26 protein-coding genes are annotated in these 24569 nt (G+C 35.6%); 14 read left to right on the top strand and 12 right to left on the bottom strand.

Annotation, left to right across the window (positions count from 1 at the left end):
* Positions 1 to 48 precede the first annotated feature (48 nt).
* The 8 genes from ACSBFT_RS12360 to ACSBFT_RS12325 all read left to right on the top strand — a co-directional run bounded on the left by ACSBFT_RS12360 (position 49) and on the right by ACSBFT_RS12325 (position 7236).
* A complete protein-coding gene (locus tag ACSBFT_RS12360; protein ID WP_489600855.1) occupies positions 49 to 780 on the top strand; it encodes a hypothetical protein in 732 nt (243 codons plus the stop codon).
* Between the two features lie 280 nt (positions 781 to 1060).
* Positions 1061 to 1279 (top strand): hypothetical protein, encoded by a 219-nt coding sequence (locus tag ACSBFT_RS12355; RefSeq protein WP_489600854.1) that lies wholly within the window; start codon positions 1061 to 1063, stop codon positions 1277 to 1279.
* Positions 1280 to 1913: 634 nt separating this feature from the next.
* The gene (locus tag ACSBFT_RS12350) at positions 1914 to 2768 is read left to right on the top strand and encodes a DUF547 domain-containing protein (protein ID WP_489600853.1); all 855 of its coding nucleotides are present in this window, start codon (positions 1914 to 1916) and stop codon (positions 2766 to 2768) included.
* A 174-nt stretch (positions 2769 to 2942) separates the two neighbouring features.
* A complete protein-coding gene (locus tag ACSBFT_RS12345; protein WP_489600852.1) occupies positions 2943 to 3734 on the top strand; it encodes an MlaE family ABC transporter permease in 792 nt (263 codons plus the stop codon).
* Complete coding sequence (locus tag ACSBFT_RS12340; protein ID WP_463048086.1) at positions 3731 to 4495, top strand: ABC transporter ATP-binding protein; 765 nt, start codon at positions 3731 to 3733, stop codon at positions 4493 to 4495. The genes ACSBFT_RS12345 and ACSBFT_RS12340 overlap by 4 nt, the downstream gene beginning before the upstream one ends.
* An 11-nt stretch (positions 4496 to 4506) precedes the next feature.
* Positions 4507 to 5538 carry an MlaD family protein gene (locus tag ACSBFT_RS12335; protein ID WP_463048085.1) on the top strand — a complete coding sequence of 344 codons (1032 nt, stop codon included), beginning with the start codon at positions 4507 to 4509 and terminating at the stop codon, positions 5536 to 5538.
* 26 nt (positions 5539 to 5564) lie between these two features.
* On the top strand, positions 5565 to 6353 hold the full coding sequence (locus ACSBFT_RS12330; RefSeq protein WP_489600851.1) for a glucose 1-dehydrogenase: 789 nt from the start codon (positions 5565 to 5567) through the stop codon (positions 6351 to 6353).
* 301 nt (positions 6354 to 6654) lie between these two features.
* Positions 6655 to 7236: a hypothetical protein gene (locus ACSBFT_RS12325; protein ID WP_489600850.1), complete on the top strand. Its 582-nt coding sequence runs from the start codon at positions 6655 to 6657 to the stop codon at positions 7234 to 7236.
* Between the two features lie 72 nt (positions 7237 to 7308).
* Here the strand turns inward: ACSBFT_RS12325 and ACSBFT_RS12320 are convergent, their stop codons facing one another.
* The 5 genes from ACSBFT_RS12320 to ACSBFT_RS12300 form a co-directional block, all read right to left on the bottom strand.
* Positions 7309 to 8424 (bottom strand): endo-1,4-beta-xylanase, encoded by a 1116-nt coding sequence (locus ACSBFT_RS12320; protein WP_489600849.1) that lies wholly within the window; start codon positions 8422 to 8424, stop codon positions 7309 to 7311.
* Positions 8425 to 8671: 247 nt separating this feature from the next.
* Complete coding sequence (locus ACSBFT_RS12315; protein WP_489600848.1) at positions 8672 to 12256, bottom strand: hypothetical protein; 3585 nt, start codon at positions 12254 to 12256, stop codon at positions 8672 to 8674.
* Positions 12257 to 12464: 208 nt separating this feature from the next.
* A complete protein-coding gene (locus tag ACSBFT_RS12310; RefSeq protein WP_489600847.1) occupies positions 12465 to 12755 on the bottom strand; it encodes a LytR/AlgR family response regulator transcription factor in 291 nt (96 codons plus the stop codon).
* A 6-nt stretch (positions 12756 to 12761) separates the two neighbouring features.
* The gene (locus ACSBFT_RS12305) at positions 12762 to 13757 is read right to left on the bottom strand and encodes a hypothetical protein (RefSeq protein ID WP_489600846.1); all 996 of its coding nucleotides are present in this window, start codon (positions 13755 to 13757) and stop codon (positions 12762 to 12764) included.
* 10 nt (positions 13758 to 13767) lie between these two features.
* A complete protein-coding gene (locus ACSBFT_RS12300; protein WP_489600845.1) occupies positions 13768 to 14790 on the bottom strand; it encodes a right-handed parallel beta-helix repeat-containing protein in 1023 nt (340 codons plus the stop codon).
* Positions 14791 to 15009: 219 nt separating this feature from the next.
* On the opposite strand from ACSBFT_RS12300, the gene ACSBFT_RS12295 reads away from it, so the two are divergent.
* The gene (locus ACSBFT_RS12295; protein WP_489600844.1) at positions 15010 to 16662 is read left to right on the top strand and encodes a sensor histidine kinase; all 1653 of its coding nucleotides are present in this window, start codon (positions 15010 to 15012) and stop codon (positions 16660 to 16662) included.
* A complete protein-coding gene (locus tag ACSBFT_RS12290; protein ID WP_489600843.1) occupies positions 16662 to 17396 on the top strand; it encodes a response regulator transcription factor in 735 nt (244 codons plus the stop codon). The genes ACSBFT_RS12295 and ACSBFT_RS12290 overlap by 1 nt, the downstream gene beginning before the upstream one ends.
* A gap of 56 nt (positions 17397 to 17452) precedes the next feature.
* On the opposite strand, the gene ACSBFT_RS12285 is transcribed toward ACSBFT_RS12290, so the two are convergent.
* The 6 genes from ACSBFT_RS12285 to ACSBFT_RS12260 all read right to left on the bottom strand — a co-directional run bounded on the left by ACSBFT_RS12285 (position 17453) and on the right by ACSBFT_RS12260 (position 21164).
* Complete coding sequence (locus ACSBFT_RS12285; RefSeq protein ID WP_489600842.1) at positions 17453 to 17818, bottom strand: YMGG-like glycine zipper-containing protein; 366 nt, start codon at positions 17816 to 17818, stop codon at positions 17453 to 17455.
* A 135-nt stretch (positions 17819 to 17953) separates the two neighbouring features.
* The gene (locus tag ACSBFT_RS12280) at positions 17954 to 18898 is read right to left on the bottom strand and encodes a prolyl oligopeptidase family serine peptidase (RefSeq protein ID WP_489600841.1); all 945 of its coding nucleotides are present in this window, start codon (positions 18896 to 18898) and stop codon (positions 17954 to 17956) included.
* A 171-nt stretch (positions 18899 to 19069) separates the two neighbouring features.
* The gene (locus ACSBFT_RS12275; protein ID WP_489600840.1) at positions 19070 to 19252 is read right to left on the bottom strand and encodes a DUF1328 domain-containing protein; all 183 of its coding nucleotides are present in this window, start codon (positions 19250 to 19252) and stop codon (positions 19070 to 19072) included.
* A 46-nt stretch (positions 19253 to 19298) separates the two neighbouring features.
* Complete coding sequence (locus tag ACSBFT_RS12270) at positions 19299 to 19775, bottom strand: Dps family protein (protein ID WP_489600839.1); 477 nt, start codon at positions 19773 to 19775, stop codon at positions 19299 to 19301.
* Positions 19776 to 19815: 40 nt separating this feature from the next.
* Positions 19816 to 20436: a porin family protein gene (locus ACSBFT_RS12265; protein ID WP_489600838.1), complete on the bottom strand. Its 621-nt coding sequence runs from the start codon at positions 20434 to 20436 to the stop codon at positions 19816 to 19818.
* Between the two features lie 29 nt (positions 20437 to 20465).
* Complete coding sequence (locus tag ACSBFT_RS12260; protein ID WP_489600837.1) at positions 20466 to 21164, bottom strand: YiaD family glycine zipper/OmpA-like lipoprotein; 699 nt, start codon at positions 21162 to 21164, stop codon at positions 20466 to 20468.
* Positions 21165 to 21480: 316 nt separating this feature from the next.
* Here ACSBFT_RS12260 and ACSBFT_RS12255 point away from each other — a divergent pair, with 316 nt between their 5' ends.
* The 4 genes from ACSBFT_RS12255 (at position 21481) to ACSBFT_RS12240 (ending at position 23063) form a co-directional block, all read left to right on the top strand.
* Positions 21481 to 21666, top strand: coding sequence for a hypothetical protein (locus tag ACSBFT_RS12255; RefSeq protein WP_489600836.1), 186 nt, complete (start codon positions 21481 to 21483; stop codon positions 21664 to 21666).
* A 158-nt stretch (positions 21667 to 21824) separates the two neighbouring features.
* Complete coding sequence (locus tag ACSBFT_RS12250; RefSeq protein WP_489600835.1) at positions 21825 to 22121, top strand: YtxH domain-containing protein; 297 nt, start codon at positions 21825 to 21827, stop codon at positions 22119 to 22121.
* Between the two features lie 88 nt (positions 22122 to 22209).
* Positions 22210 to 22560 (top strand): hypothetical protein, encoded by a 351-nt coding sequence (locus ACSBFT_RS12245; RefSeq protein ID WP_489600834.1) that lies wholly within the window; start codon positions 22210 to 22212, stop codon positions 22558 to 22560.
* Positions 22557 to 23063: a hypothetical protein gene (locus ACSBFT_RS12240; RefSeq protein WP_489600833.1), complete on the top strand. Its 507-nt coding sequence runs from the start codon at positions 22557 to 22559 to the stop codon at positions 23061 to 23063. The genes ACSBFT_RS12245 and ACSBFT_RS12240 overlap by 4 nt, the downstream gene beginning before the upstream one ends.
* Here ACSBFT_RS12240 and ACSBFT_RS12235 read toward each other — a convergent pair.
* Positions 23060 to 24475 carry a CHASE3 domain-containing protein gene (locus ACSBFT_RS12235; protein ID WP_489600832.1) on the bottom strand — a complete coding sequence of 472 codons (1416 nt, stop codon included), beginning with the start codon at positions 24473 to 24475 and terminating at the stop codon, positions 23060 to 23062. The two genes, ACSBFT_RS12240 and ACSBFT_RS12235, sit on opposite strands and share 4 nt — an antisense overlap.
* Between the last annotated feature and the right edge of the window lie 94 nt (positions 24476 to 24569).

The following is a 24569-nucleotide window of genomic DNA, read 5'->3' as shown; positions in this document are numbered from 1 at the left end:
AACAGGTTAAAAATGAAATGCAAATTATTCACTTTAATTATTACAGCAATGATAATCACAAATGACTTAAAAGCACAGCAATTGGACTTTTCAAAAGTGCAAACCCTTGAACATCAATTAGACGATGTTATGGAAATTATTGACACGGTGGCATTGAAAGTAAAACTCAAAGAGGTTAAAGAACAATTTCAAAAAGAACCAACAGAAATAAACAAAGTTCGTCTTGGGATTATCTACCACGAAACTGCTCTAAATCTTGGGTTCTTGGCGAAAACGAGTTTCAAGGGATACTCAAAAAAAAGTTATGATATTTTGAGTGATTTGTACCTTGACCCAAATGTAACAATTGAGTTATTGCCATTTATTACATCTTATAGAGCATCAGCACTTTCTTTGCTTGGTGGAGAAACGATGAAGTTGGGTTTATTGGGCCGTGCTTTTAAACTTTTTGATGAGAGTATTCAAAAGTATGGTGATGTGAGTTATTCCCCAGAATTTTTAAGAGGAAGCGTTGCAGAAAATTTACCTTGGTTTTTCTTTTCAAAAAGGAAATTTGCCAAAATTGATATGCAATCTATTATTGACAAACAGCTTGTAAACAGTGAGTTTGCCAATTGTAAAATTATGAGTTTTGTGTTTTGGGCTTGGGCAAATCAATGGCAAAGTGGTAAAAATAAAGCCCAATCATTGATTTATCTTGACAAAGCAATAGCATTAGACCCACATTATAAAGCAGGGCGACAAAGAGCAGAAGACTTAAAAGCTAAAATGATGACATGAAAACATAAACAAGGAATCTTATAGTATTGGGCTTCTGCAAAAAAATATAAGCATTTCAAAACAGCAGGAATTGTAATTGTTTTAACCTTGACTTATCATTATACCGTCTTACAAGTGATTGATGAAGAATTGTTTATCATTGTTATTCTGTCTTCTTGAATCAATGCCGACCAGAACCTTTTATAGTTAATCCGATTGAAGAAGCAGGATATGAAATAAAAGCACTTCTTTCTGAAAAAAATCCTGATGAAGAATTGAAGTAAAAACGATATGAAATACTATGACTTTAAAAAGTATGCAATCCACCAAAAACTTAATTAATGGGTATAAGTCTTTAAAACTTGACGTTTTTCGAGCAGACGCTTACGAAGGATTTAAGCTGTTTGACAATGAAGGGGGCAATAAACCTTTGGAAGAGTTTAAACATCAAGTGAATGACTCAACAGAAATAAGAATTACGGAATTTGGTGAATACTTTTATGAGAGCAGCGAAAAATAAAAAGGCATGCTGCTAACAATTAGGCTCTAATGCAGCGAAGTTGGCAGTCTTTGGCAAAGCCAGTCAAACTTCGGCACTTTGCAAAGCTCAGCATAAATTCTTTGGAGCAGGTGACGAGTCTCCTAGGTTGAGCTGTAGCTAGATAAGACTTTTGGCCTTCTTTGACCGCCCTTTGAACATTCCAGTATGATATCCATCAAAGGACAATCATTCAACCCGTTTTATTCATTAGAAAATCTCCTTATAGTTTTATCGGGACTGAAGCTAAAATACTTCTAATCAGTTTACTTCGTCAAGCTCAGCATAGGCTACACCCATTTAAACTCCATCACCAGAACCCTTCGATAAAAAACTCAGGGTAAACCGCTATGATAATATCGTTTAAATGTCTGATTTATTCCACTTTAAAACTCATTACGATTCTCCAATGCCTAAACCGGGTTAAACAATTACTCCGTAGAAACCATGCTTAATGGCGTTTTTGTAAGACGTTTCAAATCAGTTAGTTCTGTTTTTAGATATGTGTTTCACTGCTGAATCATGAGAAATCGTGGAGGCTTTTCCACAGGAATAAGAATTTAAGCTTGTAGAATGAATGCTACAGTGCATTTTAAATCTATATCAAAGCTAAGAAATGAAAAAGTTACTTATAACCTTATTAATTGCAGCAGGTGCAGTGTCATGCCAAAGTACCAACAAAGCGGAAGAGACCAATACAGTAGAGGCCGCAGCTACTTCTGAGGCTGCTGGAACAGAGGAATCTAAAAATGTAAACAGAAAAGAAAAAGAAGACGGTAAAGTCTCCGACAGCTCTGCATGGGATAAGCTGTTGAAAGATCATGTAAGCAAAAGCGGCGAGGTAGACTATAAAGGCATGATGAAAGACAAAGAAAAACTAGACGGGTATTTGGCTGATATTTCGGCAAACGCTCCCGCAAAAAACTGGTCGGACGACGAAAAAATGGCTTATTGGATAAATGCATATAACGCTTTCACCGTAAAATTGATTTTGGATAATGCCGATAAAGGCATTACCAGTATTAAAGATATTGGACCCAAAAATCAGGTGCCCTTTATAAATACACCTTGGGATATCAAATTTATTGAGATAGAAGGAGACAAATATGATCTAAATAACATTGAACACGGTATATTAAGAAAGGACTTTAAAAAAGATCCACGATATCATTTTGCACTGGTTTGTGCTGCAGAATCTTGTCCTAGACTTAGAAATGAGGCTTATACTGCCAAGAAATTGGATAAGCAACTAGATGAGGAAGCGACATATTTCTTTAATAATGAGGCCAAAAATAAAATTAACGCTAATGAGGTAACCATAAGTCCTTTGTTTAAGTGGTATAAAAAAGATTTCGAAAGAGAGATGTCCATTACGGAATGGATTAATAAGTATTCTGATGATAAGATAGATAAGAAAATGAAAGACTTTAAGTATGCCGACTACAGCTGGAAATTGAACGGAAAAATCTAGATTAACTTTTTCGCGTTTTAGTTTAAGCAAGCCGTCTATGGAATTTCCATAGGCGGCTTTTTTAGTAACTTCCTCGTATCTTTGCATGTAGATTTATCTCTACACTTTATGGCACGGTACGAACTTTTAATTATCCTTGTATGTGTATATGTATTCTAAGACGCAAAAACAATAATGAGCAAATCTAAACCGCAGAAAGAAACCTTCTTAACGGAGAAACTAGACAAACGACTTTCAGAATTTAAAAGCGGGTTGGATTTCGTTTTTAGATTTTTTAAAGAGCTGGGTTCTGGTAATTTGGTTTGGTCGGAATTTATGAACCAATGCTATCAGGTGGGCTTAAAATCTTTACCATTGATTAGCTTAACGGGTTTTGTGACGGGCTTGGTTTTTACCCAGCAGTCTAGACCCTCGCTTCAGGAGTTTGGTGCTACATCTTGGCTGCCTAGTTTGGTAGCCATTGCTATTGTAAGAGCATTGGCTCCCTTGGTTACTTCCATCATTGCCGCTGGTAAGGTGGGTTCTAATATTGGAGCAGAGCTTGGTAGTATGAAAGTGACAGAGCAAATAGACGCCATGGAGGTTTCCGCCGTAAATCCATTTAGTTTTTTGGTGGTTACTCGGGTTTTAGCTACCACCATCACCATTCCTATTTTGTCGTTTTATACCGCTGCTGTGGCTCTTTTGGGTTCCTTTATCAATGTGAATATGAATGAGCAGACTAACTTTACAGCCTATTTGTTAGCGGCTTTTGATAGTATCGTTTTCTTGGATATTACCTCTGCTTTAATTAAAGCCATCCTTTTTGGTTTTACCATAGGTATGGTGAGTTGTTACAGTGGTTTTAATGCTGAAAAAGGCACATTAGGGGTAGGGAAAGCGGCCAATACCGCGGTAGTTAGGTCTATTTTCTTGATTTTTATTATAGAAATATTTGTAGTTCAAGTAACAAACTCGATAAGATGAAAAACGAAGTAATATCGATAAGCGGGTTATATAAGGCATTCGGGAGTTTGAAGGTGCTAGAAAATGCTGACCTATCTCTGGTCAATGGGGAGAATTTGGTGGTATTGGGTAAATCTGGTTCTGGTAAATCTGTATTGATTAAAATTATTGCGGGTTTAATAAAACCCGATGCCGGAAAAGTGAATGTATTGGGTTATGACATGACCAGAATTACAAAAGAAGAGCTTCTGGAACTGCGATTGAAAATTGGTTTCTGTTTTCAAAGTTCCGCTTTGTATGACAGTATGAGCATCAAAGAAAATATTGAGTTTCCATTGAAATATGCCCTGAAAAGAATAACTCAGGCCGAAATCAATAAAAGGGTAGATAGGGTACTGGAGGCGGTAGGTTTGGAGCAAACCAAAGATCAAATGCCAGCGGAGCTTTCTGGAGGTCAAAAGAAGAGAATTGGCATAGCCAGAACCATTGTGATGAACCCTGAGGTCATTCTTTATGATGAACCTACGGCGGGACTAGACCCCATTACTTGTGTAGAAATTAACGACCTTATGAATCAGGTCAAAAGAGAATATAAATCGAGCTCTATCATTATTACCCATGATCTTACCTGTGCCAAACAGACGGCAGATACGGTAGCGGTATTATTGGATGGTAGATTTGATCGAACTGGAAATTTTGAAGATATTTTTAATACAAACGCAGAAGAAGAAATTAAACAATTTTACGATTACAATTTCATCAGGAACGAAGTAATCCTATAAAAAAAAGAAAAATGGAGACGACTAAGAGAAATGCTAAAGTGGGCCTTTTTATGCTGATAGGCTTGATAATTTTTGCTGGAGTAGTATTGCTGATAAGTAATATGAGAAAGATTTTTGTCCAGACAATACCTGCGGTAGCGGTCTTTGAAGACGTGGCCGGACTAAACAAAGGAAACAATGTGTGGTTTTCTGGTGTAAAAGTAGGGACTGTGGCAGACCTAGAGTTTATTCCTGGAAAAGGAGTGGAGGTTACTTTTGAGATTGAAGAGAAATCTCAAAAGTATATTTATAAAGACGCCGACGTTAAAATTAGCACAGACGGTTTAATTGGAAATCCTATTTTGGTGATTAGTGCAGGAGATGTTAAATCTGGGATGATAGAAAGTGGACATAGGTTTAAAGTGAGCAAGGAAGATTCGCAGCAAGACATGATTAAAACCCTTCAAGAAAACAATAAGAATATTCTTGCCATCACAGAAGATTTAAAAGGAATTATGAGTGGTATTTCTGAGGGGCAGGGCTCCATAGGAAAGCTCTTAAAAGATGACCAGCTTTATAATAGTGTAAACCAAACGGTGGCTAAACTGCAGGCCATGGCTACAGACGCCCAGGGTTTTGCTAAAAACCTTAATAAATTTTCAGGAGATTTAAGCAATCCTAATGCATTACCATATCAGCTGACACATAATACCACCATAATGCCAGCATTGGAGAAGTCTACCGATAATCTTATGACAGGTACTGATGCCCTGAAGTCTACGCTTTCTGAGGCTAATTTATTAGTGACAGACGTTAGAAAGGACGTTAATCAAATCACCAATAATATTACGAACAATAAGAACAGTACTTTAGGTGTGCTTTTAAATGATAAAGCTTCGGGCGACAACTTAAAAACTACGCTGGATAATGTGGCATCGGGTTCAGAAAAATTAGACGAAAACTTAGAAGCTTTAAAGCATAGCATATTCTTTAGAAGGTATTTTAGAAAGCAAGCCAAAGCAAAAGAGGAGGCTCAAGAGGCCAAATTGGAAGTTCAGAAATAATTTCTTGATTTTTAAATCGTAATAAGATGACACTCAAAAACAAAACGGCCATTGTTACCGGTAGTAGCAGTGGAATTGGAAAGGCGATTGCATTAGAAATGGCAAGGAAAGGTGCCAATGTCATCGTAAATTATCGTTCTTCTGAAGAAGAGGCATTGGAGGTTTTGGCAGAAATTAAGCTGCTCACAGACGGGTTGGCCATCAAGGCAGATGTGTCTGATGAAGAACAGATGAAAGTACTTTTTGAGCAGACAGTGCAGAAATTTGGCAGAGTGGATATTGTAGTAGCCAATGCTGGTTTACAAGTAGATGCTCCTTTCTTAAAAATGGACTTGAAACAATGGCAAAAAGTAATAGATGTCAATCTTACGGGTCAGTTTATTGTCATGAATTTGGCTGCCAAACAGTTTATGAAACAAGAACATAAATTGGGTGAGGCTCGCGGAAATATTATCTGTATGAGCTCCGTTCATGATGTGATACCATGGGCAGGTCATGTCAATTATGCGGCTTCTAAAGGTGGCGTATCTATGCTCATGAAATCTGTGGCCCAAGAATTAGCACCTGAAGGCATTAGGGTAAACGCCATTTCGCCGGGTGCCATCAAAACCAGTATTAATCAGGCGGCGTGGTCTTCTCCAGCCAATCTGAAAGAATTAAATAAACTGATACCTTATAAAAGAATAGGACAGCCTATAGATGTGGCTAAAGCGGCAGTATGGCTAGCCAGTGTAGAAAGTGACTATGTGGTAGGGGAGACCCTGTATGTAGATGGCGGCATGACACTTTACCCAGAGTTTAGCGACAACGGATAACGTAAAAACGTGCATGCCAATAGGCCTGCACGTTTTTTTTGATTCGCTCACTTTAAGATTTAAATAAAGCAGTATCCAGTGAGCACTTCTGCTTCGCTACTATTTTTCTTTATATCTTTTTTTCTACTCTTTGTCTTAAGTGCTGCTATGGTAAATCCTAGAAAGCCTAGGGTCATTAAATATTTCATGGCTATCAAGCTTATGTGATACGCTTTATTTCTAAAAAACCATTCCACCCTTTTTGAATGTCAATCTTCTACGGAATGAGAATTTTACCATTAATTGTAAAAACGATACAATTATGGAAAATATAAAAAAAACAATCGGACTTTTCTGCTTAATGGCTTTAGTGCCCTTTTATGGCTTGTGGGCTATGAGTTTTGAAGCAGATACCTCTTCAAATGTGCCTGTAAAGGACAATTATGTAACAGTGAATAATGCTTATGAAGTCATTGATATTGATAAAGTTACGATGGATATGGCTATGCTGAAGCAAAAAAAAGAGGAATTAAATACCTTTTTAGATGGGGTGGGGAGTGTACATTTGGGGAAAAAGGGTCTCATTGTATCTTTTGCTTACCCAGAGCTTTTAGGTTTAAATGATACGAAAGCCAAAGAAGGTTCTTCAGAATACAAGAAACTGGTGAAGGCCTTAGATACTTTTGAAAACGGTACGGTTATTATAGCCGGTAAGCCATCGGGTGTTGTGCAGAACAAAACTGTTGCACATCAAAGAGCGGTGGAAATAGCCGATGTTATAAGTAAGAAGAATATTCTAAAAGGCAGGATTTTGATTGACCCTATGGGTGTGAGCTTTATCTCGGACGAAAGAAGAAAATCAAACAATGTGGAGTTTCTATTAGTACCACCTACGGTCAAATAATATTTTGTATCAGTTTTGGTTTCGTGCGGCCGTAAACAATTATTGTTTGCGGCTTTTTTATGGTACACATCTTTATTTCAGAGCCATGATGGCATCAAAAGCTTTTTTCGGTAGGTTGTTTCTATCGAAAAGTAGGGGGTAGTTGGTTCTTCCTTTCACTGGGAAGTTGTTTTTCCAAGAATTGCCATCGTTTACACCCCAAAAAGTCACTCGGTCTATTTTATCTTTATGTTTTAAGAAAAGAGCGAAGATTTCTGCATAGCGTCGGGCTTGCTTTTCTGCAATATTATTGGGAAGGCCGTTTACGTATGGGTTGTATTTGTCTTGTAATTCCGCACTTTGGCTAATATCTGCCCCACTTATGCCAGAAGGGTTTGGTAATACATCAATATCCAATTCAGTAATGGCCACTTTTAAACCCAAGGCGGCGTACGCTACAATACTTGTTTCTATATCTTGAATACTCGGATAATCTAAACTCCAATGTCCCTGCATACCGATACCGTCTATTTTGGCTCCGCTGGCTTGAATCTTCTTTACCATTTTTATCACTCCAGCTCTTTTCTGAGCTCCAGTCATGCTGTAATCATTGTAATACAAATCTGCGTCAGGGTCTACAGCCGCCGCGGTTTTAAAAGCAAAACTGAGATAGTCTTCGCCCATGGTGTTTAAAAAAACAGATTTTCGCAATGAACCATCATCTTCTACGGCCTCGTTTACCACATCCCAGCTGTAAACTTTCCCTTTATACCTACCCGCCACCGCCGCTATATGCTCGCTAAGAGCAGTGGACATTTCAGTGGCGTCTGTTATGTTTGCAATAAAAAAAGAAAGCTGGCTGTGCCATACTAATGTATGCCCGTGAAAGGCCATTTGGTACTTTTCTGCCAATGCCGCCAATTTATCAGGAACATCAAAATTATAAACGTCTTTAGAAGGATGTATTTGGCTCGACTTCATCACGTTTTCAGCAGTAACACTGCTAAATTGTGAGGCAATTAATGAAGCCTGACTGGCATCCTCTTCTAAAATTTGTCTAGTGTTTAAGGCTACACCGATATAGAAATCGTCTTTGTAGGCGTCTCGTAGTGATGTGCTATCGGCAATATTGGGTACTAATTCGGGCTCATTAGGGGAACTACAGGCGAGAAGAAATACAGCGGTCGGTATTAATAGTTTCAATTTCATTTAGGGAGATTTTTTACCACTCCCTGTTTTTATAAATTATTGCTTTGAAGATGCTATCAATTATTCAAATTAGTAGACTAAGGCTAAACTATTTTGCAGACTTACTTATCTTAGCAGAAGAAGAGATTTTTAAATTTTACTTTACAATATCCCAAACTTTGTTTTTTTTTTCAAAAGTCTGAATTGGGTATCTTCGAATTTCTTATGTTTGGAACTAATTTGAATTATCATTACAATATTGATAAGTCTATTTCAAAAATGATTTCGAAGTTGGAAGTATTTCAGCCACCGCACCCTTCTTTATGGTGATACTTTTAAAACTCGCATCAATAATATTATCAATTCTATGTCCACTATTTATTGTTACATTTTTGGTAGCGTTGGGTACGCAGTTACAGTCCCATGTTGAGGGTGAATGCCAATTCCCTGAATTAATACTTTGAACTAAATTATTTCCAGAATTATATTGAAAAGGATATTTCAAAAGGTATTTTCCATTTTCTACGGAAACAATTAGTTCCTTGTTCGTAATGCAATAATTTGAATTCCTTTTATTCGATTGGCCAAAAAAAGGCAAATACGAAGATGCGAACTCTTCGACTACCAATTCGTCGAGTACTGTATTGTAAATGACTACCCTTACCGTGTAAGAATTATAGCCAGTACTTAAACTTTCAAAGTAGTATATTTTATCACCTAAAGGATAGAAGTCTAAGTAATACCCATAATGCGTCTCATAAATACGCTTGTCCAAGCCATTTTGTACTTTGAGATTCTTTTCCTTAAAATTATGATCAGGGAATCTCAAATAATACAAAAGTGAATCAGTCGCTGTTACTTGAAGTTTTAAGTTGCTACTGAAGGCAATATGGTCTTCACTATTATTAAATACATCAATTTTTAAAGGAATGAATTGATTATTGTCTAGATTGAAAATGCGAAAAAAGGCATTTGGAAGTGCCGTGCTACTTTGAAACAATGACTGATTCCCTGAACTTAAAAACAAATACTTGTCATTCACTTTGAAGTATAAGGTGCTAGTATTTGAATAAAAATCTTGTAGAATACCATTTCTCCCTTCAACAATTACGTGTTGTTCGGAAATGCCATTTACATTCATAATTTGTTTATAAATAAAACGGTCATTGAAAAACTCAATCTCGTTTAAGTCAAATAAATTACCTGTACCTATATTAAAGTAATCTATTAGTGTTTGGCTGTAAGAATTAACTATTATCGCATTATAAAAGCTTCCATTTTTTGAATAACCACCATAAATCCATTGTATTGAATCATTTTTAAAAAATACCTTTGCTGGATAATACGAATCAAAATTTATTGATATGTTGAAGGCTGACTTAATCTCTTTGGTGTTAGAATTAATGTTTACAAAGTCGGATTCATTTTCGGAATAATCGTAAATACTTGGTCCTCTAAGTAAGAGGTCATTTCCAATCATTTTTAATTCTTGCGAAAGGATATTCTTTTTTCGTTGAATGATTTCATCTTCCGATATGTCATAAACTAAAGTTGAGTCTCCATAAGTAAATATTAGCTTATTCTGATGAATCGAATTATCAGAAAATTGGCCGACCATTTTTGAAGGTGAATCCTGATATAAAAAATTTCCATTTTTAATATGCACTGCTGATCTTCGTCCTTGATTATTCATTTTGTACAGATAATAATCATCGTAGAGAAGTCTATCTGTAGAGTTATTCTGAAAATTTATCTTTTTCCAATTTGCAGTTGCATTATTAATATTGGGTACTGAGCATATCCATTTGCCTGTTTTGTATACATAATTGCTATTTTGAATAACATAATTGACAATAAAAATACAATCGTTGCCTACGATATGGAAATCAAGAAAATTATAGCTTTCTGAAACAAAAGAAGGGAATTCATCGCTAATAGTTTTCACTAGATTTAATGATTGAGCAGTATTATTTATTAAATCTATAATTACTATTCCTGGATTATTGCTAGGAGTACTTGAAGATAATGTAGCATTTAGAAAATATAGTTTTTGTTGATGCTTATAAATAAATGTGGGTTGGGAGTAAAATCCAGTATACACATTCTGAATTTGAAAATTATATAAGTTAAGTGCAACAACTGTATTTTCAAAATTTTCACCATTGGCATTAAAATATAATATGGAGTCCACTATATTTAGTGCATAAAATGATGAAAAAAATGAGCCATTAAAGCTTAAACTTTCTAAATCGAAAGTTCTATCAATAGTCCCATCATTTAGAATATGATAATATTCACTTGTATTGTTATAAGTAGCAGTATCACAATCTATGGGTGTTCCATTAAAACGGGCAATCCAACCTCCATTCCCATCGCTGAATAAATTCTTCCCATCTAAAATGAACCCTTTGGGGAAATTAATATTAGAGACGAGATTGTCTTGATAGTTATATTTGTACAAAGAACCTGTTTGCCTTCCCATAAAAGGAACGCCTCTTTCTCCGAAGCCCGCCAAGCTATTGTTTGAAATTAAAACAGTAGATGAACCATTTGATGCAACAATTGTTTTTTTGTTTCCAAAATTATAGTCGTACAAAATTTCCGAAAAATTGAGAAGTTGTTTTAATGAATCTTTTAAGTATTGTGGTTCCGTTCTTTCATAGATACTAATTGATCCCGATCTATTCAAAGGATTTCCTTCATTTTGGTCATAACTGTCAAATGAATTCCCTAGAACTAGTTTATTGTTTGAATAAGAAATACTTGATGATTTTGTCCTCAAGGATTCTTCCATAGAGAGTTGCGGACTCCTTTTAATTAGCATTAATTGAGCAAAGGAATTAGATACCGATTGAATAGCGATATAGTTATCGAATAATAAACCATTTTCATATTTATAATTTAAGCCCGTGTCATTTATATTAGGTATGCCATTAACTTCATTTGGCAGTTCACTTATTTTCTCTTTAAATATCCAATTGATAGAGGGATCTTTTTCAAAATATAAAAAATCACCATCATTATTTGTAAATCCTTCAACTTGGCGAAGTGCTGTTTTGACCAGTAATGACGAATTTTGAGCTGATAATTTTTCTCCAAATCTTAAATTTTCAAATCTATTTGGAGCCACAATCTTTTTCATAAAGGAAAAAACGCCAGCATTTAATTTAAAAAGGAAGACTGCTCCGCTTGAATTTATATAGTTTTGATCAATTTCATCATAGCTATCTGATGGGTCTGTTACAAAAAGGTTGTCTCCATCTAAGTCGAAAACCGTTCCGAATTCATTCTCATTTGTAAACGTGTTAGGTTTTAAAATTGATTGGTTAAATACATAATAGCCTGTATTGTCGATTACATAAGCATTAAGTTTGTTTAAATCTGAGACTCCTGTGTATTGTAAGTTTTCGTTGAAAATAAGCATTGACCCTGTGGATTCAAGCATATTTACCGTAGACCTGAAATGTATAAAGTCTTCAGGCAATATTATCTCTTGAAACAAACTCCAGAAGACATTATTGGTAGAGTTATAAATATAAATTTTACTCTCAGCAGCAATAAATATTTTGCTGCCATTTATTGCCAAAGCTTTGCCAAATGAATTCTCGTTACCATTTGTAATTTCTTGTTTAAGAGTATAGCTATTATCATTATTTAGTTGATATATAGAAACCTTCTGGGTTACTTGGTTTCCTGTTACTAATAAATTCCCTTGATGAACTGTCACTTCTCCAAAATAGATATTTTGAGTTCTTGGATTCTCTAGAATTTTATTCCCAAGTTTCCAAACTTGGGAATATGTAGAAGTGGCTATTGATACTATAAGAACTAAAATAAAAATATTTGTCTTCATTTTTCTATGATATAAATGAATTTGGTTTACTTAATATTCAAGCCAAAAAATGTGTCATCCTGAAATAAGGAAAAATTCCTTATTTCTATTTTGCCTGTTTGGTTATTTCGAAAACCTCCTTTTTTTTTGCGAAATATTTATTTTACTAGCGAAATAAAGCTGATTAAGGTTTTACCGGGCACAAAAAAATAATTCAAATAGACTTCTTCTAAATGTTTATCAATTTCATTTTCCTTCGAGAGCCAAGTAGCTTTTTGCTACTTTTTAATTGAACTCCTTCGTTAGTCACTATCTTAACATAATCCCAGTTAACTAGTGTGCTGCGGTGAATACGTTTAAAGCCAAAAGGCTTTAATTTTTCCTCGAAAGATTTCAAAGTAGTACTAGAGTGGACTATTTTACCGCTGAGAAGGAAAAATTGGGTATAGTTAATGTCGGCTTTTAAATAAACTATTTCATTGGGAGACATTTCCGAGCCTGAGACTTTGATAGATTTCATATTCTTCTATTTAACATTCAAAACACTCCCACTTTTAACATCTAGCACAGCCCCTAAATCATTATTTATATCGTTTGCAAATCCGGTTTCTGAGGGATTGAGAGTTATTTTATGAGGTGATTTAATATATACATCATCGGTAATTGTAGGCACTCTTCCACAAGCCCATGTTCCATTATTAGTCCAATTCCCAGACTGAGCAGTGAATAGTTTTACTCCATTATCACAACTAATATTAAAACTGGTTGATTTTGGAGATGACCATTGATTATTTACATCCTTGGCTCTTACATATAAAATATGATCGCCAAGTGATAAGCTTGTTAAGTCTATCTGGGGGCTAATCTGAACTAAACTTGAAGGGTTAGGGCTAAAAGGTACGTTAACTCCAAAACCATTACCTGGGTCAAAATCAATGAAATACTCAATTGCAGAAATCAAATTATTATTGGGGTTTACAGTACTAGACCACACAATAAAAGGAACTGAGGTACTTACCGACCACTGCCCTTGTTTTGTTCTTACTCTATAAGCCAACATGTAAAAGCCAGGAGTAAGTGATGAAGGAATAGTGAGATTAAGTAGCATATTCCCGTTGATATCTGGATTTACCGTTACGATTGTTCCATTCCCCAAACCGGGATCTACTCCAAAATAGTACTCAAGCTTATTAATACCAGCCGCATTACTCGTTCCAGCAGAAGGATTGAAAATAATCATGGGAGTTGAGTTACAAACCGACCATCTATTCGCTTGGGCACTGCCTCCAGTTCCTGTTTTAGCTCTAATACTAAGGGTATGAAATCCGGGGTTAATACTAACTGGTGCAAGGAGATTTGTACTCAAAGTTACATTTGTACTTTGTGAAAATCCAGTTATTTGAGTTGCTAAACCATAACCAGGGTCATTGGTAAAAAAGTACTCCATTTGCACAATGTTTTGTGCGTTTGAAATATTCAAAACTGCCCCTAAAAGAGCTATGAATAAAACTAAAGTTTTCATGGCCATAGTTTTAGTTTTGAGTCTTAGCCTGAATTTGTACCGAGATTGTTTGCCCAGCCGCAGCTCCAGTAGGTGCCGTAACTGATATTACATGGGGTCCAATCGGTATACCTTGTAAAACATAGGGCTCGCTACCGCCAAAGGCACCAGCATCTGTATTACCAATCCCTATATTTTTTGCCAGCGAAGTGCTTAGAAGTTGATATCTTCCATCTATTGTAGACCCATTATTATTTGGATAGCCTACGAATACATTATTGAAGTTTGCTACTTTAATGTTAGAAGCATCATTGGTTGCAAATTGTGTTGTTTGAATTAAATTATTTGAAAATGTGCTGTTTGTTGAGAACCTACCATTTGGGTAAGTGCTAAGGTTACAGGTAGATGCTACAATATTATTTGTAAAAGACATGGACCAACTACTTGAATATTCTTGATTACATCCATTATAGCAAAGAATTGTATTGTTAGTTGCCCAACCAGAATTACCATTTCTATCATAATCAATAAAGCCGAGAATGATGTTATTCTGGATCAAAGTATTGAAAGCGAAAACGGTTCCGTATATACTGTAAATGAGCTGAACTTTGTTATTTATATAATTTTGTTTAATTGTTGTACCTCCTACGTCAAAATAACCAGAACCTGAGACAGAGCCAATAATTGCACTACCACCTATATGGCATCGTAAAATTGATATTCCACTAGCTCCCACTTCAACATTTTCGCCAATCTCAAATCCAGTTATAATTGAATTTTCCGATCCTGGAATAAATCTCACTCTATTTAATCCAGAACCTGAATTTGAGGCCAAAAAATAACCCGTACCTATTAAAGCAACGCGTTTATTAATAGTTACTGAACCATAGCTCCCAGATTCCACTAAAAAGGTAGTCCCAGCTACAGAATTATCTATTTCTGTTTGAAGATTCATACCTGCGGTAATCCGAATAACCGCTTGAGCAAAAGTTGTGGTAGAAGTAAGCAATAAAATTGCACAAGCGAGAAGGCTAAAGTTGTTTTTTTGTTTCATTTATTAAGTGTGTTTTTTGACGGCTTGTTGAATGGTTAAAATGGAATTGTAATGAGAGCAACTATTCTTGGTCAAACCTCATTAAATACTTTTCAATCCGCAATGTCGGGTTAACGAATGGTATGTTATGATTAACAAATGGTTCGATCTGGTCAACGATTATTATTCTTTAATAAAATCGGTGATTTGTAAGTATTTTTGAAGGCTTAATTATGCCCCATGCCATTGATTAATCTTAGTCCAGTTTTTGGTTTAAATGTTTTGAGTTTACTGATAACCGTATCAGTAAGTTTTACCTATGCTCAAGAGCCAAAAGACGACGTATTGAAAAATGACTATCCCCTACAATTAAATGATAAAAAGGATTCACTAAGACTGGCCGAAACTTATTATCAAAATGGAAAGAAAATAGAGCCAACTGATATAATAGAGGCGGCCAAATGGTATCATAAGGCTTTGAGTTTAGTTGAAAAGAATGGCCCTTCATATGAGTTGGGGCGTCTATACGTAAGATTGGGAGGGATTTCATTTAGTCTAAATTTGAATGAAGAGGGTATGGCATATTTTGATAGAGCTCGGCAGGCAATATTGGAGTCTAAATCAGAGAAGGGTTATAGGCAGTTTAGAAACCTGTTTGAAGACCCTAAAGTATATAATCGAAAGACGGCTAAAAAAAAAGAGCTAGATTATGCCGATGCTCATGATTTATTGATAGGGGCGGAGGGGTTTGAGAAAAGTGATAATATAGAAGAATCAAGGCTTTATATATCAAGAGCTATAAACTATTTTAGGAATCCTAAGTATTCAGCTGATACAGAATATTTACTTGCCATATCGCTTTTCACAAGTGCCGGAATTGAAACTAAAGGTCTTGATTTTGTAAAAGCAGAAGAGTTAATTACAGAAGCAGAGGAGATTTATTTCAGAAGATTTAAAGAGAACCATAATTTAACCTATCACTACTATGGGACTAAGATAAAATTTTATAAGGCGACTGGTGACTTGGAAAAAGGATTTATGTTCCTTGAAAACTTGAAAAAACTTGAAATTGATAATCTAACGGCTGACCGAAATGCCGCAATAAGTAAATTGCAAATAGAGTTTGAAACTAAAAAAAAGGAAGAGCAGCTGAGGAGTCAGCAAGATGAATTGGTAATTAAAGAATCGAACTTGAAACTACAGAAAAGTCTTCTGTTTGGCAGCCTGCTCACAATAGTTTTTGTAATATCAGGAGCATTTTATTTATTTAAATTACTTAAGGCAAATCAAAAAATAAGCAAGAAAAATGTCTTATTAGTTGTGGAACAGAATCATCGTGTAAAAAACAATCTCCAGTTTATTTCTAGTATGCTTAATGTCCAGAAAGATGTATTAAGTGATAGCAGAAGCATATCTGAAATTGAAGGAATTCAATTACGCATTGAGGGTATGGCAATTTTACAGCGTACGCTTTATAGCAACAATCAACCCACACAAATCAATTTGGCTAGTTTTGTAGATGAAATTATAAGTAACGTACTTAATGGTTGTAATGCTGATGAAACAGAAGTAATAATAGATTTGAATGATATTTATCTTTCCCAGGAGGCGTCGTTAAGCTTTGGACTTATTCTTACGGAGTTGGTCATGAATTCTTGTAAATATGCCTTTGGGGAAACAATACAAATCGATTCCAAAACTTGGAATGGCAACTTTGAAGTAAACTACACAGATAATGGCTCTGGTGTTTCATCAGATGTATTAGGTTCTGAAGAGAGCAGGGGTTTTGGGTATGAAATGATTCTTATGCTAGTTCAACAATTAAATGGTACTGTGAAGTTTGAAAGTTCTAATAAAATATGCTTTAACTTTTCGATGAAAAATTTATTATAATGAAGGCTTTAAGAATTCTGATTTTGGAAGATAGTGTATTGACCGGAAGGGATTTAAAAACCACGCTAACCAAAGCTGGACATTTGCCACCTAGAGTCTGTAGGAACGTAGGAGAGGCTATAACTGCGATTGATTATGAAACTTTTGATATTGCACTTATAGATATTGAATTGGGAGAAAAGAAAACGGGAATTGATTTTGCATATTATATTAATGAAAATCAGAAAATCCCCTTTATCTTTTTAACTTCTCATGATGATGATATTAACTTTTTTTTAGCCAAAGAAACCAACCCAGCGGCTTATTTAATAAAACCATTTAAAGTCAGAGAGCTAGATTTGCAGTTAAGATTGGCTTATGAAAATAAGCATGAAAGTGCCACAAATGAATTACACTTTAATCCATTCATTTTTTTGCCAATTCAGGGCGGAATAAAAAAAATAGATAAAGATGATGTGGTTTATATACATGCAATTCAATCCTATACGCTCATTTACCTTAAGGCTTGCGAGAAGCCAGAAAAATTTTCGGTTAATTTGGGGTATTTATCTCAATTTTTTACTGAATCTAAGTTTGCTAAAATTTCTAGATCGGCAGTAATTAACTTGAAATATTTGGATGAGGTTTATGAAGGGCGGGTTGTTCTCAATGGTTTAGGAAAAAAAACGGAATTAAAGGTAAGTGCAAATTCTGAACTGTTACGGTCAATAAAGTTAATTAGACGACCAAAATGACAAAAAAAAGAAGGAAATCAATCCTTCTTTCTTAAAAGTGTAAATGCGAATGTAGATTATTCCTTCTTAGCTTTATTGTTCTCTATAACGTCTCCGGCTACGGCACCACCTGCGGCACCTATTACGCCACCTATAATAGCACCCTTTCCTGGTTTTTTAGATACTACCGCACCAGTTGCTGCTCCTGCTCCAGCTCCAATTAAGGCTCCTTTTAATGCACCAGACATTTTCTTTTTCTCATTCACAGTAGCAGGCTGATCAACATAAACCTCTTTTTCGACGATGACTGTTTGGGGTTCTGCAGCTGCTGCTTCTACCGCTTTTAGTTTCTCTAGTTCAGCTTTGTCGCTTGTTTTCATATTACAAGACAGTGCCAAGGTTGAAAGGAGAGCGATTGCGGTTATTTTGATTTGCTTTTTCATAATTCGTGTTACTTTAATAATATGCTTTAAATAATAGAACCTTACGTTTTTGGCCAGAGAACTGTGGATATTTTGACACACTTTCCTGCTATTGGGGTGCTTTTTTGTGGAAATCGCCCATGGGATACTTATCATTTAAAACTGTTTTACAAATGCCACTGTGGTATTCACAATACCGCCCATTTGTCCTTTCATTTCGTGCGTAGCATCTGGCAAAATGTGGAAATTTGCTTTTACATTATACTCTATAAGCTTGTTGTATAGACGTCTTCCTTGTTCTTCGTCATCCACCAGGTTGTCTTTCCCTCCGTAAAAAAGTACTGTATTGGCAGATTGACTGCTAACTTGAAAAATTGGACTGGCACTTTCATAAGCTTTAGGGTTATTCTGATAAGTGGTTCCCATTAAGATCTCGGTCAGGTTTTTATCATTTTCAAATATGATTCCTTTGTGAATGCTCTCTTTGGTAAGGTCTGTAGGTGCCACTACCGCCGCAATTGCCTTAATGTATGGTTTTGGATATTTATAGCTATATGTAAGAGCTAGGTGTCCTCCAGAACTATAGCCCCAAAGTATCACATCATCGCTTAGATTTAATGAGGTTTTAAGAGACTGCTGGTGAGCAAAAAACAGATCAAAGTCTTCCATGATACTTGGAAAATTAACATTATCAGAAAGAGGTAATCTGTGATTGATATTAAATATGGTCAAGTTCAAGTTTTGCTTTTTAAAAAGCTCCACCACATCGTCTAAGAAAGACTTATCTAAAAGGCTCCATCCCCCGCCATGAACCATCACAAGAGATACTGATTTTTTGCCGTTATCGGCAGCACTCAGAATAGGTGTATAAAGATCATAAACTTGAGTGGATACACTTCCATAAGATTGGTTCTTAGAAACATTGTATCCAGTAGGCACGGCCGCAGTAAGTTTATCGGCTAATGGGTTTACTTTTTCTGGAGTGACTTTTTTGGAAGTATTGCTTCGTTGTAAGGTTTCGGGGTTGATGGCTCCGTTGTCTTCACAACTCATAAATGCCATAGAAAAAATAATTGTAGAGAGGTATATATAAGCTTTCATAATTGTAATTCTTTGGTTCTTGTTTATGAAAGTTAAAACCTTATTCCGTATTGATTATTAGGGTTTTATGTGTATTGATGGGGCGATATTTCCACATTATTTGTCGAGTTTTACAACAAAAAAATGACGGATATTATCCGCCATTTTTAGTAAAATTTAATCAGTAAAACTCTAATCTAAGAGGTCTCGTTTCCTTCCTCCAAATCCACCTGTTATCAATGATATTACAAATAGAATTAGGAAGATAACAAAAAGTACTTTGGCTATGCCAGCAGCTCCAGCTGCTATTCCACCAAAACCAAACACTGCTGCAATTATTGCAATTATTAAAAATGATATTGACCAACGTAACATAATATTATATATTTAAATGATTAAAAATGGGTTTACCAGTCCCTGATTATTTTTTTGACAAGTAGGCTCTAAGCATCCAGGCGGCTTCTTCATAATTTCTTATTAAGCCTACCATGAAATCTTCTGTGCCATAGTCACGGTTATCTCCAGCCAATTCTACATGGTCTCTCGTCCATCTAATTATGACTTCGTAATCATCCAGCAGCGTACTTAGTATTTTAGTTGACTCGTGATACGGCTGCTTAGTTTCTTTAAGGTTTGTGAATTCTAAGAACTCACTGCAAGAACCCATTGGGTTTTTACCGATTTTTCTGATTCTCTCTGCGGTCTCATCAATGTCTTGCTCTAATCCTTTGTAAAGGCCTTCTAGAAATTTATGTAACTCTAGAAATGAATTGCCTTCAATATTCCAATGATAGTTTCTCAGTTTTACGTAGAGAATATGCTGGTCTGCGAGAAGTATATTCAATGCGTTCGAGATTTCTGTTTTCGGTTTTTTATCAATGCCTATTTCAGCTTCCATAATTATATTGTTTATGTGTTAAAAAATCTTTTTTGTCTTCTTAAAAGGCGTACCCAAGAGTGAAGAACCATAGGTTACCCTTTCCGGCAAACTGGTTTTCTGTTTGCTTGTTGTCATAATCAATGTTGAAAACATCGTTTACGTTTCCTTCATATCTCATGTCTAGTCTTATTCTGTTAATATCAAATCCAATACCTAATTGGTACCCCAGAATGGCCTTTCTGAATTCGTCGTCATTGTTTTGAATCCCTAGGTTTTCAAAGAAACTATCATCCTTATTGACCAGGAAAGTAGCCACAGGTCCAGCTTGAATTCTTACGACGTCTGCTACTCTAACACCTGCTAAAATTGGGATATCGAAGTAAGTCTGCTTGAAACTTCTTTCTGCACCTAATATTCCGCCGTTAGTTGTTCCACCTTTCTGGGATATAATGAACTCGGGCTGTAAGAAAATTTTATTTCCAAATCGGGTATAAATACCACCCGTGAATCCTGTAGTTCTAGTTTCATCAGAGTTCCAGAATCCACCATCACTTCCACTTCCATCTCCTCGTACTTGTGATAAGTTTACCCCAGCTCTAGCCCCAATTTCAAACCCTTGTGCCATACTTATAGATGTGAAGGCAACCATCGTAATTACTACTGCTATTAACTTTTTCATTATATTTATTCGTTTTAGTTTAACTGGTTTTATTTATTCATAGCCATGTCATTGGCTTCTTTTTTTGCTTGCTTCTTTAGACTGTTGTCTGCTACTATGGCTAGCTCTACTCTTCTGTTTTTCATTTGACCAGCTTCTGTAGTGTTGTCATATTCTGGATTGGTTTCGCCAAATCCCATCACTATAAATCTGTTCTTTTTTACTCCGTTCTGAGTTAAGTAATTCGCTACCGATCTGGCTCTTTTTTCTGAGAGAACCTCGTTGTAACTATCCGTTCCTACATTGTCTGTATGTCCGGCCACCATTATTTCCGTGGACTCATATTGGTCTAGCGTTTTAGATAATTTGGTCAGATTAGCTTTAGCGGTTTCTGACAATTGGTAGGAGTCAAAACCAAACAGGATTCCTGAACCCATGGTTATTTTGATTCCTTCTTCTATTCTTTCTACCTGGGCGTCTTTCCCTAAATCTTTTTCAATTTCTTTAGCTTGCTTGTCCATGTACTTCCCAACTACCGCACCAGCTACTCCACCGATGGCAGAACCTACTATAGCATATACTGCAGGGTTTTTAGATTTGGAGCCAATGGCCGCCCCAGCAGCCGCACCGCCTAGCACACCTACGGCGGCACCTTTTTGAGATTTTGTTAATCTCTTGAATGAATTACAGCTGGTAGTCATGATACCGAACGCTAACATTACGGCTATATAAGATTTTAAATTTTGCATTTTCACATTTGTTTTTGTTTATGCTTTACTTCATAAAAAATACAACCACATATTTTGGTGTGTGATTTAATTTACTTATAATTAACATATTATGATGGTTCGTTGTTTTTTTTGTAACATCATACTGATGAAGAAGTTCCACAGTTTCCCACCTTAATTCAACACTATTTAGTGTAAAGCTTTGGGGCGTGTATCAAATAGAAGTTGCAATCTAATTGCCTTGGCCATATACTATAATATGAATGCCGTTTTGTAACCTCTGTCAATGGAATAATGATTTAAGCCTTATTATTATATTATTATAAACTATAGAATTATGAGCACGAGAAATAACACTTTGTATTTATTAGCTGGAATAACGGGCTTTGTTTTGGGCGTAATGTATGCCCCAGACAAAGGCTCAATAAATAGACTGAAAGCTAAAAGAGCTGCAAATGATGCCGCCAATAAAGTTTTAAATGAAATAGAAAGGCTACAGAGCGAGCTTGAAGAAGAGGTATAGTTTTAATTAAATCTCGGGTATGGATTTAGACCTGGGAACTGTATATGTAAGTACACAGGTGAGTATCTAAGTCTACAATTTCTAACAAATAATGAGCGGTATGACGCTGGAATTAAGTTTTAAGTATTTTCAATATAAACTAAAACATCAATAAAATTATGAGTAAGGCAGTAAAAACAATATTAGGCATAGTAGGAGCAGCGGCAGTAGGAGCAGCAGTAGGCGTAGCTTATGCACCAGATAAAGGTTCAAAGACCAGAAAGAAAATGCAAAGGAAGATGACGGATGCATCAGAAGAATTTCAAACATTTGCAGGAAATGCGAAAGATAAAACTTTAACTACGGCCTCTGAGGTATTAGGGAATGGAAAAGAGAAAGTGAGTAAAATTGTGGACTCGGTGTCTTCCACAGTCTCAAAGATTTCTTCTAAAAAGAATGATCTTGAGAAGGCTTAATTTTAGGCCGGATGCACACCAATTTTAAGAAGGTCATCTGTTATAAGGATGGCCTTCTTTATTTAAAGATTTTAAACCAGACAAAGAGATGAGTACAGGTAGCAGCAAAAGTTTAAAGGAAAATGTAGAAGAATACATTGATCTACAAAAGGAGCGAATGCTATTAAAAGCAGCAGATAAAGCTTCCCATGTTTTTACAGAGCTAGCCATTAAAATTAGTTATATGGTTTGTGCTGTTTTTGCCATGGTTTTTCTCAGTATATCCTTAGCACTCTTTTTAAATGGTTTACTACATAGTGCGTATTTTGGCTTTCTTATCATTTCCTTATTGTATGCGGCGGGTTCGTTCTTTTTGTTTAAAAAAGGAAAATCTTGGATGGGCAACTACATCGCTTGCGAGCTATTGAATATTTTCTACAATAATGACGAAGACAAATGAAAAAGTTTAAAAAATATACAGACTTTACCATAAAGAAGACCGAAATAGAGAATAGGATTTTGGAAGTGGAAGCAGAAATTTCGGATACTAAATCCGACATACTGGGAAATATTCTTCCTTTAAAATTGATTCGGAGTATTGGTAAAAACATTAAACCCATGCCGGTGAAACTGGGAACGCAACTTTTAGCTACTAAGTTGGTATCAAATAGCAACCCTATAGTAAGGGTGGTTACGCCGTTTGTAACAAACAGTGTTATAAATTATGTCTCTGAGGTAGAAAATAGGAGAATGATATTGGCCGAAGCCCATAGGTTTTTCTCATGGATCTCTCAAAAAACAAAGCTGAGCCTGAGCGAAGAGCGGCAGCTCTCAGAATGGGAAACCTTGGAGATAACGGATCAGGTAGAGAAAGTGCTTAAGCCAAGACCTTATTTGGAACTCGATGAGTCTGGTGTTTATTATGACACCAAAGTAGATGTCGAGAAACTTGACCTCTATTAACTTTCCGCAGGGAAAAGACAGGTAAAAGTGGCTCCATTGTCTGGGCTACTGTTGGCAGTAATATATCCGTAATGGTTTTCCATTATTTTCTTACATGCATTTAAGCCTACACTCTTTTTTGAAGACTTTTCGGTAAGTCTAAGATCATTAAACAATCCAAAAATCTTTTCTGAGAACTCCGTTTTGAAACCCATTCCATCATCTTTTACCCTTATTCTGTGATAAGAAATGGCACCTTCTTTATATAAATCATATTCTAGTGAAACTACCACCTTCTTGGAATCGTCCTTTTTGAATTTAATGGAGTTCTGAAGAAGGTTTCGGAATAATGTCCCTATTTGGTTAGGATAAACATGAAGCTCTGGTGTTTTATCTATTTTGGACTTTAACTCTATGTCGGGTTCATTAGCTTCTTTTAATTCCTGGACAATTTTTCTGAAAATATCAGAAGGTGCTGCCATCATAAGTTCATCTTCTTCTTTGTTTAACTGAGCATGATCCATGAGCCTTTTGGCCAATTCTATGGCGTTGGCAGAAGAGTTGTCTATTTTTTCAATATACTTTATAATCTGGTCGGGTTGATTGTCTTCATAGGCTTTTTTTGTTAAATCTGTAAACATCCTAATCTTTCTCAAGGGTTCTTGCAAATCATGAGACGCCACATAAGCATAATGCTCTAACTCCTCATTAGACTTAGAAAGTTTTTTTAGCAACCTTCTTTTATTTATTAATAACAAAACCTTTTCTTGTAAAGCATTTTTTATTTTAAAATAAGCGAATGCTATGGTAGCAATGGACAGGATACCTAGAAAGGCAAAGAGAAAGGGGATTTTTTCCTCTCCTTCAATTTGATGATTGATTCTTTCAGACATTAGTTTGTCCTCTAATTTCTTCATGCCCTGAATCTCTTGAATGAAGCTTTCGGTATCATAAGTAGAACTTATGATATGTTTTCTAATCAGTTGAATTGGGAAAATTGCTTTTTCTCTTAGTACCAATTCTTCATTAAGCGTTAAAAGTCTTCTCTCAAAATTACTGCTGAGGGTATCCAGATTCTTGACTTGAACAGGATTGTCAATAATTAATAGTCTTAGCTTTTCTAGTGATTTTTTGACAGAGACTTTTCCTTGATTATACTTATATAAATAATCTCTGTCTTCTGTTAAAAGGAAAGAACGCTGGTTAGAAACCATGTTTCTGAATTCACTTTCTGCTTCTAATATTTGTTTTTGAACCGTAAAAGTATGGTCTACAAGCTCATTTGACTTGCCCACTCTATTATAGAAGCGGTAACCCATTATCAGACAAAGTCCCAGAAAAACGAAGGCACTGAGGAAAAGGAAATCTAAGGATTTTGCTTTCATGAGAGGTGTAGAATAAGACTGTCCAGTTGTAGAAAAAGGTATACACATTTCTACAGGTTCAGTTTTTTACGTTGAGACAGAATCGTTAAGGCTATTTTTTGTTTGGTTTTTAAAGTTCTGATTATCAGTACGGATGAGATCT

Source organism: Arcticibacterium sp. SM2516 (genome assembly GCF_057914865.1).
This window is presented reverse-complemented; position numbering and strand designations above follow the sequence as displayed.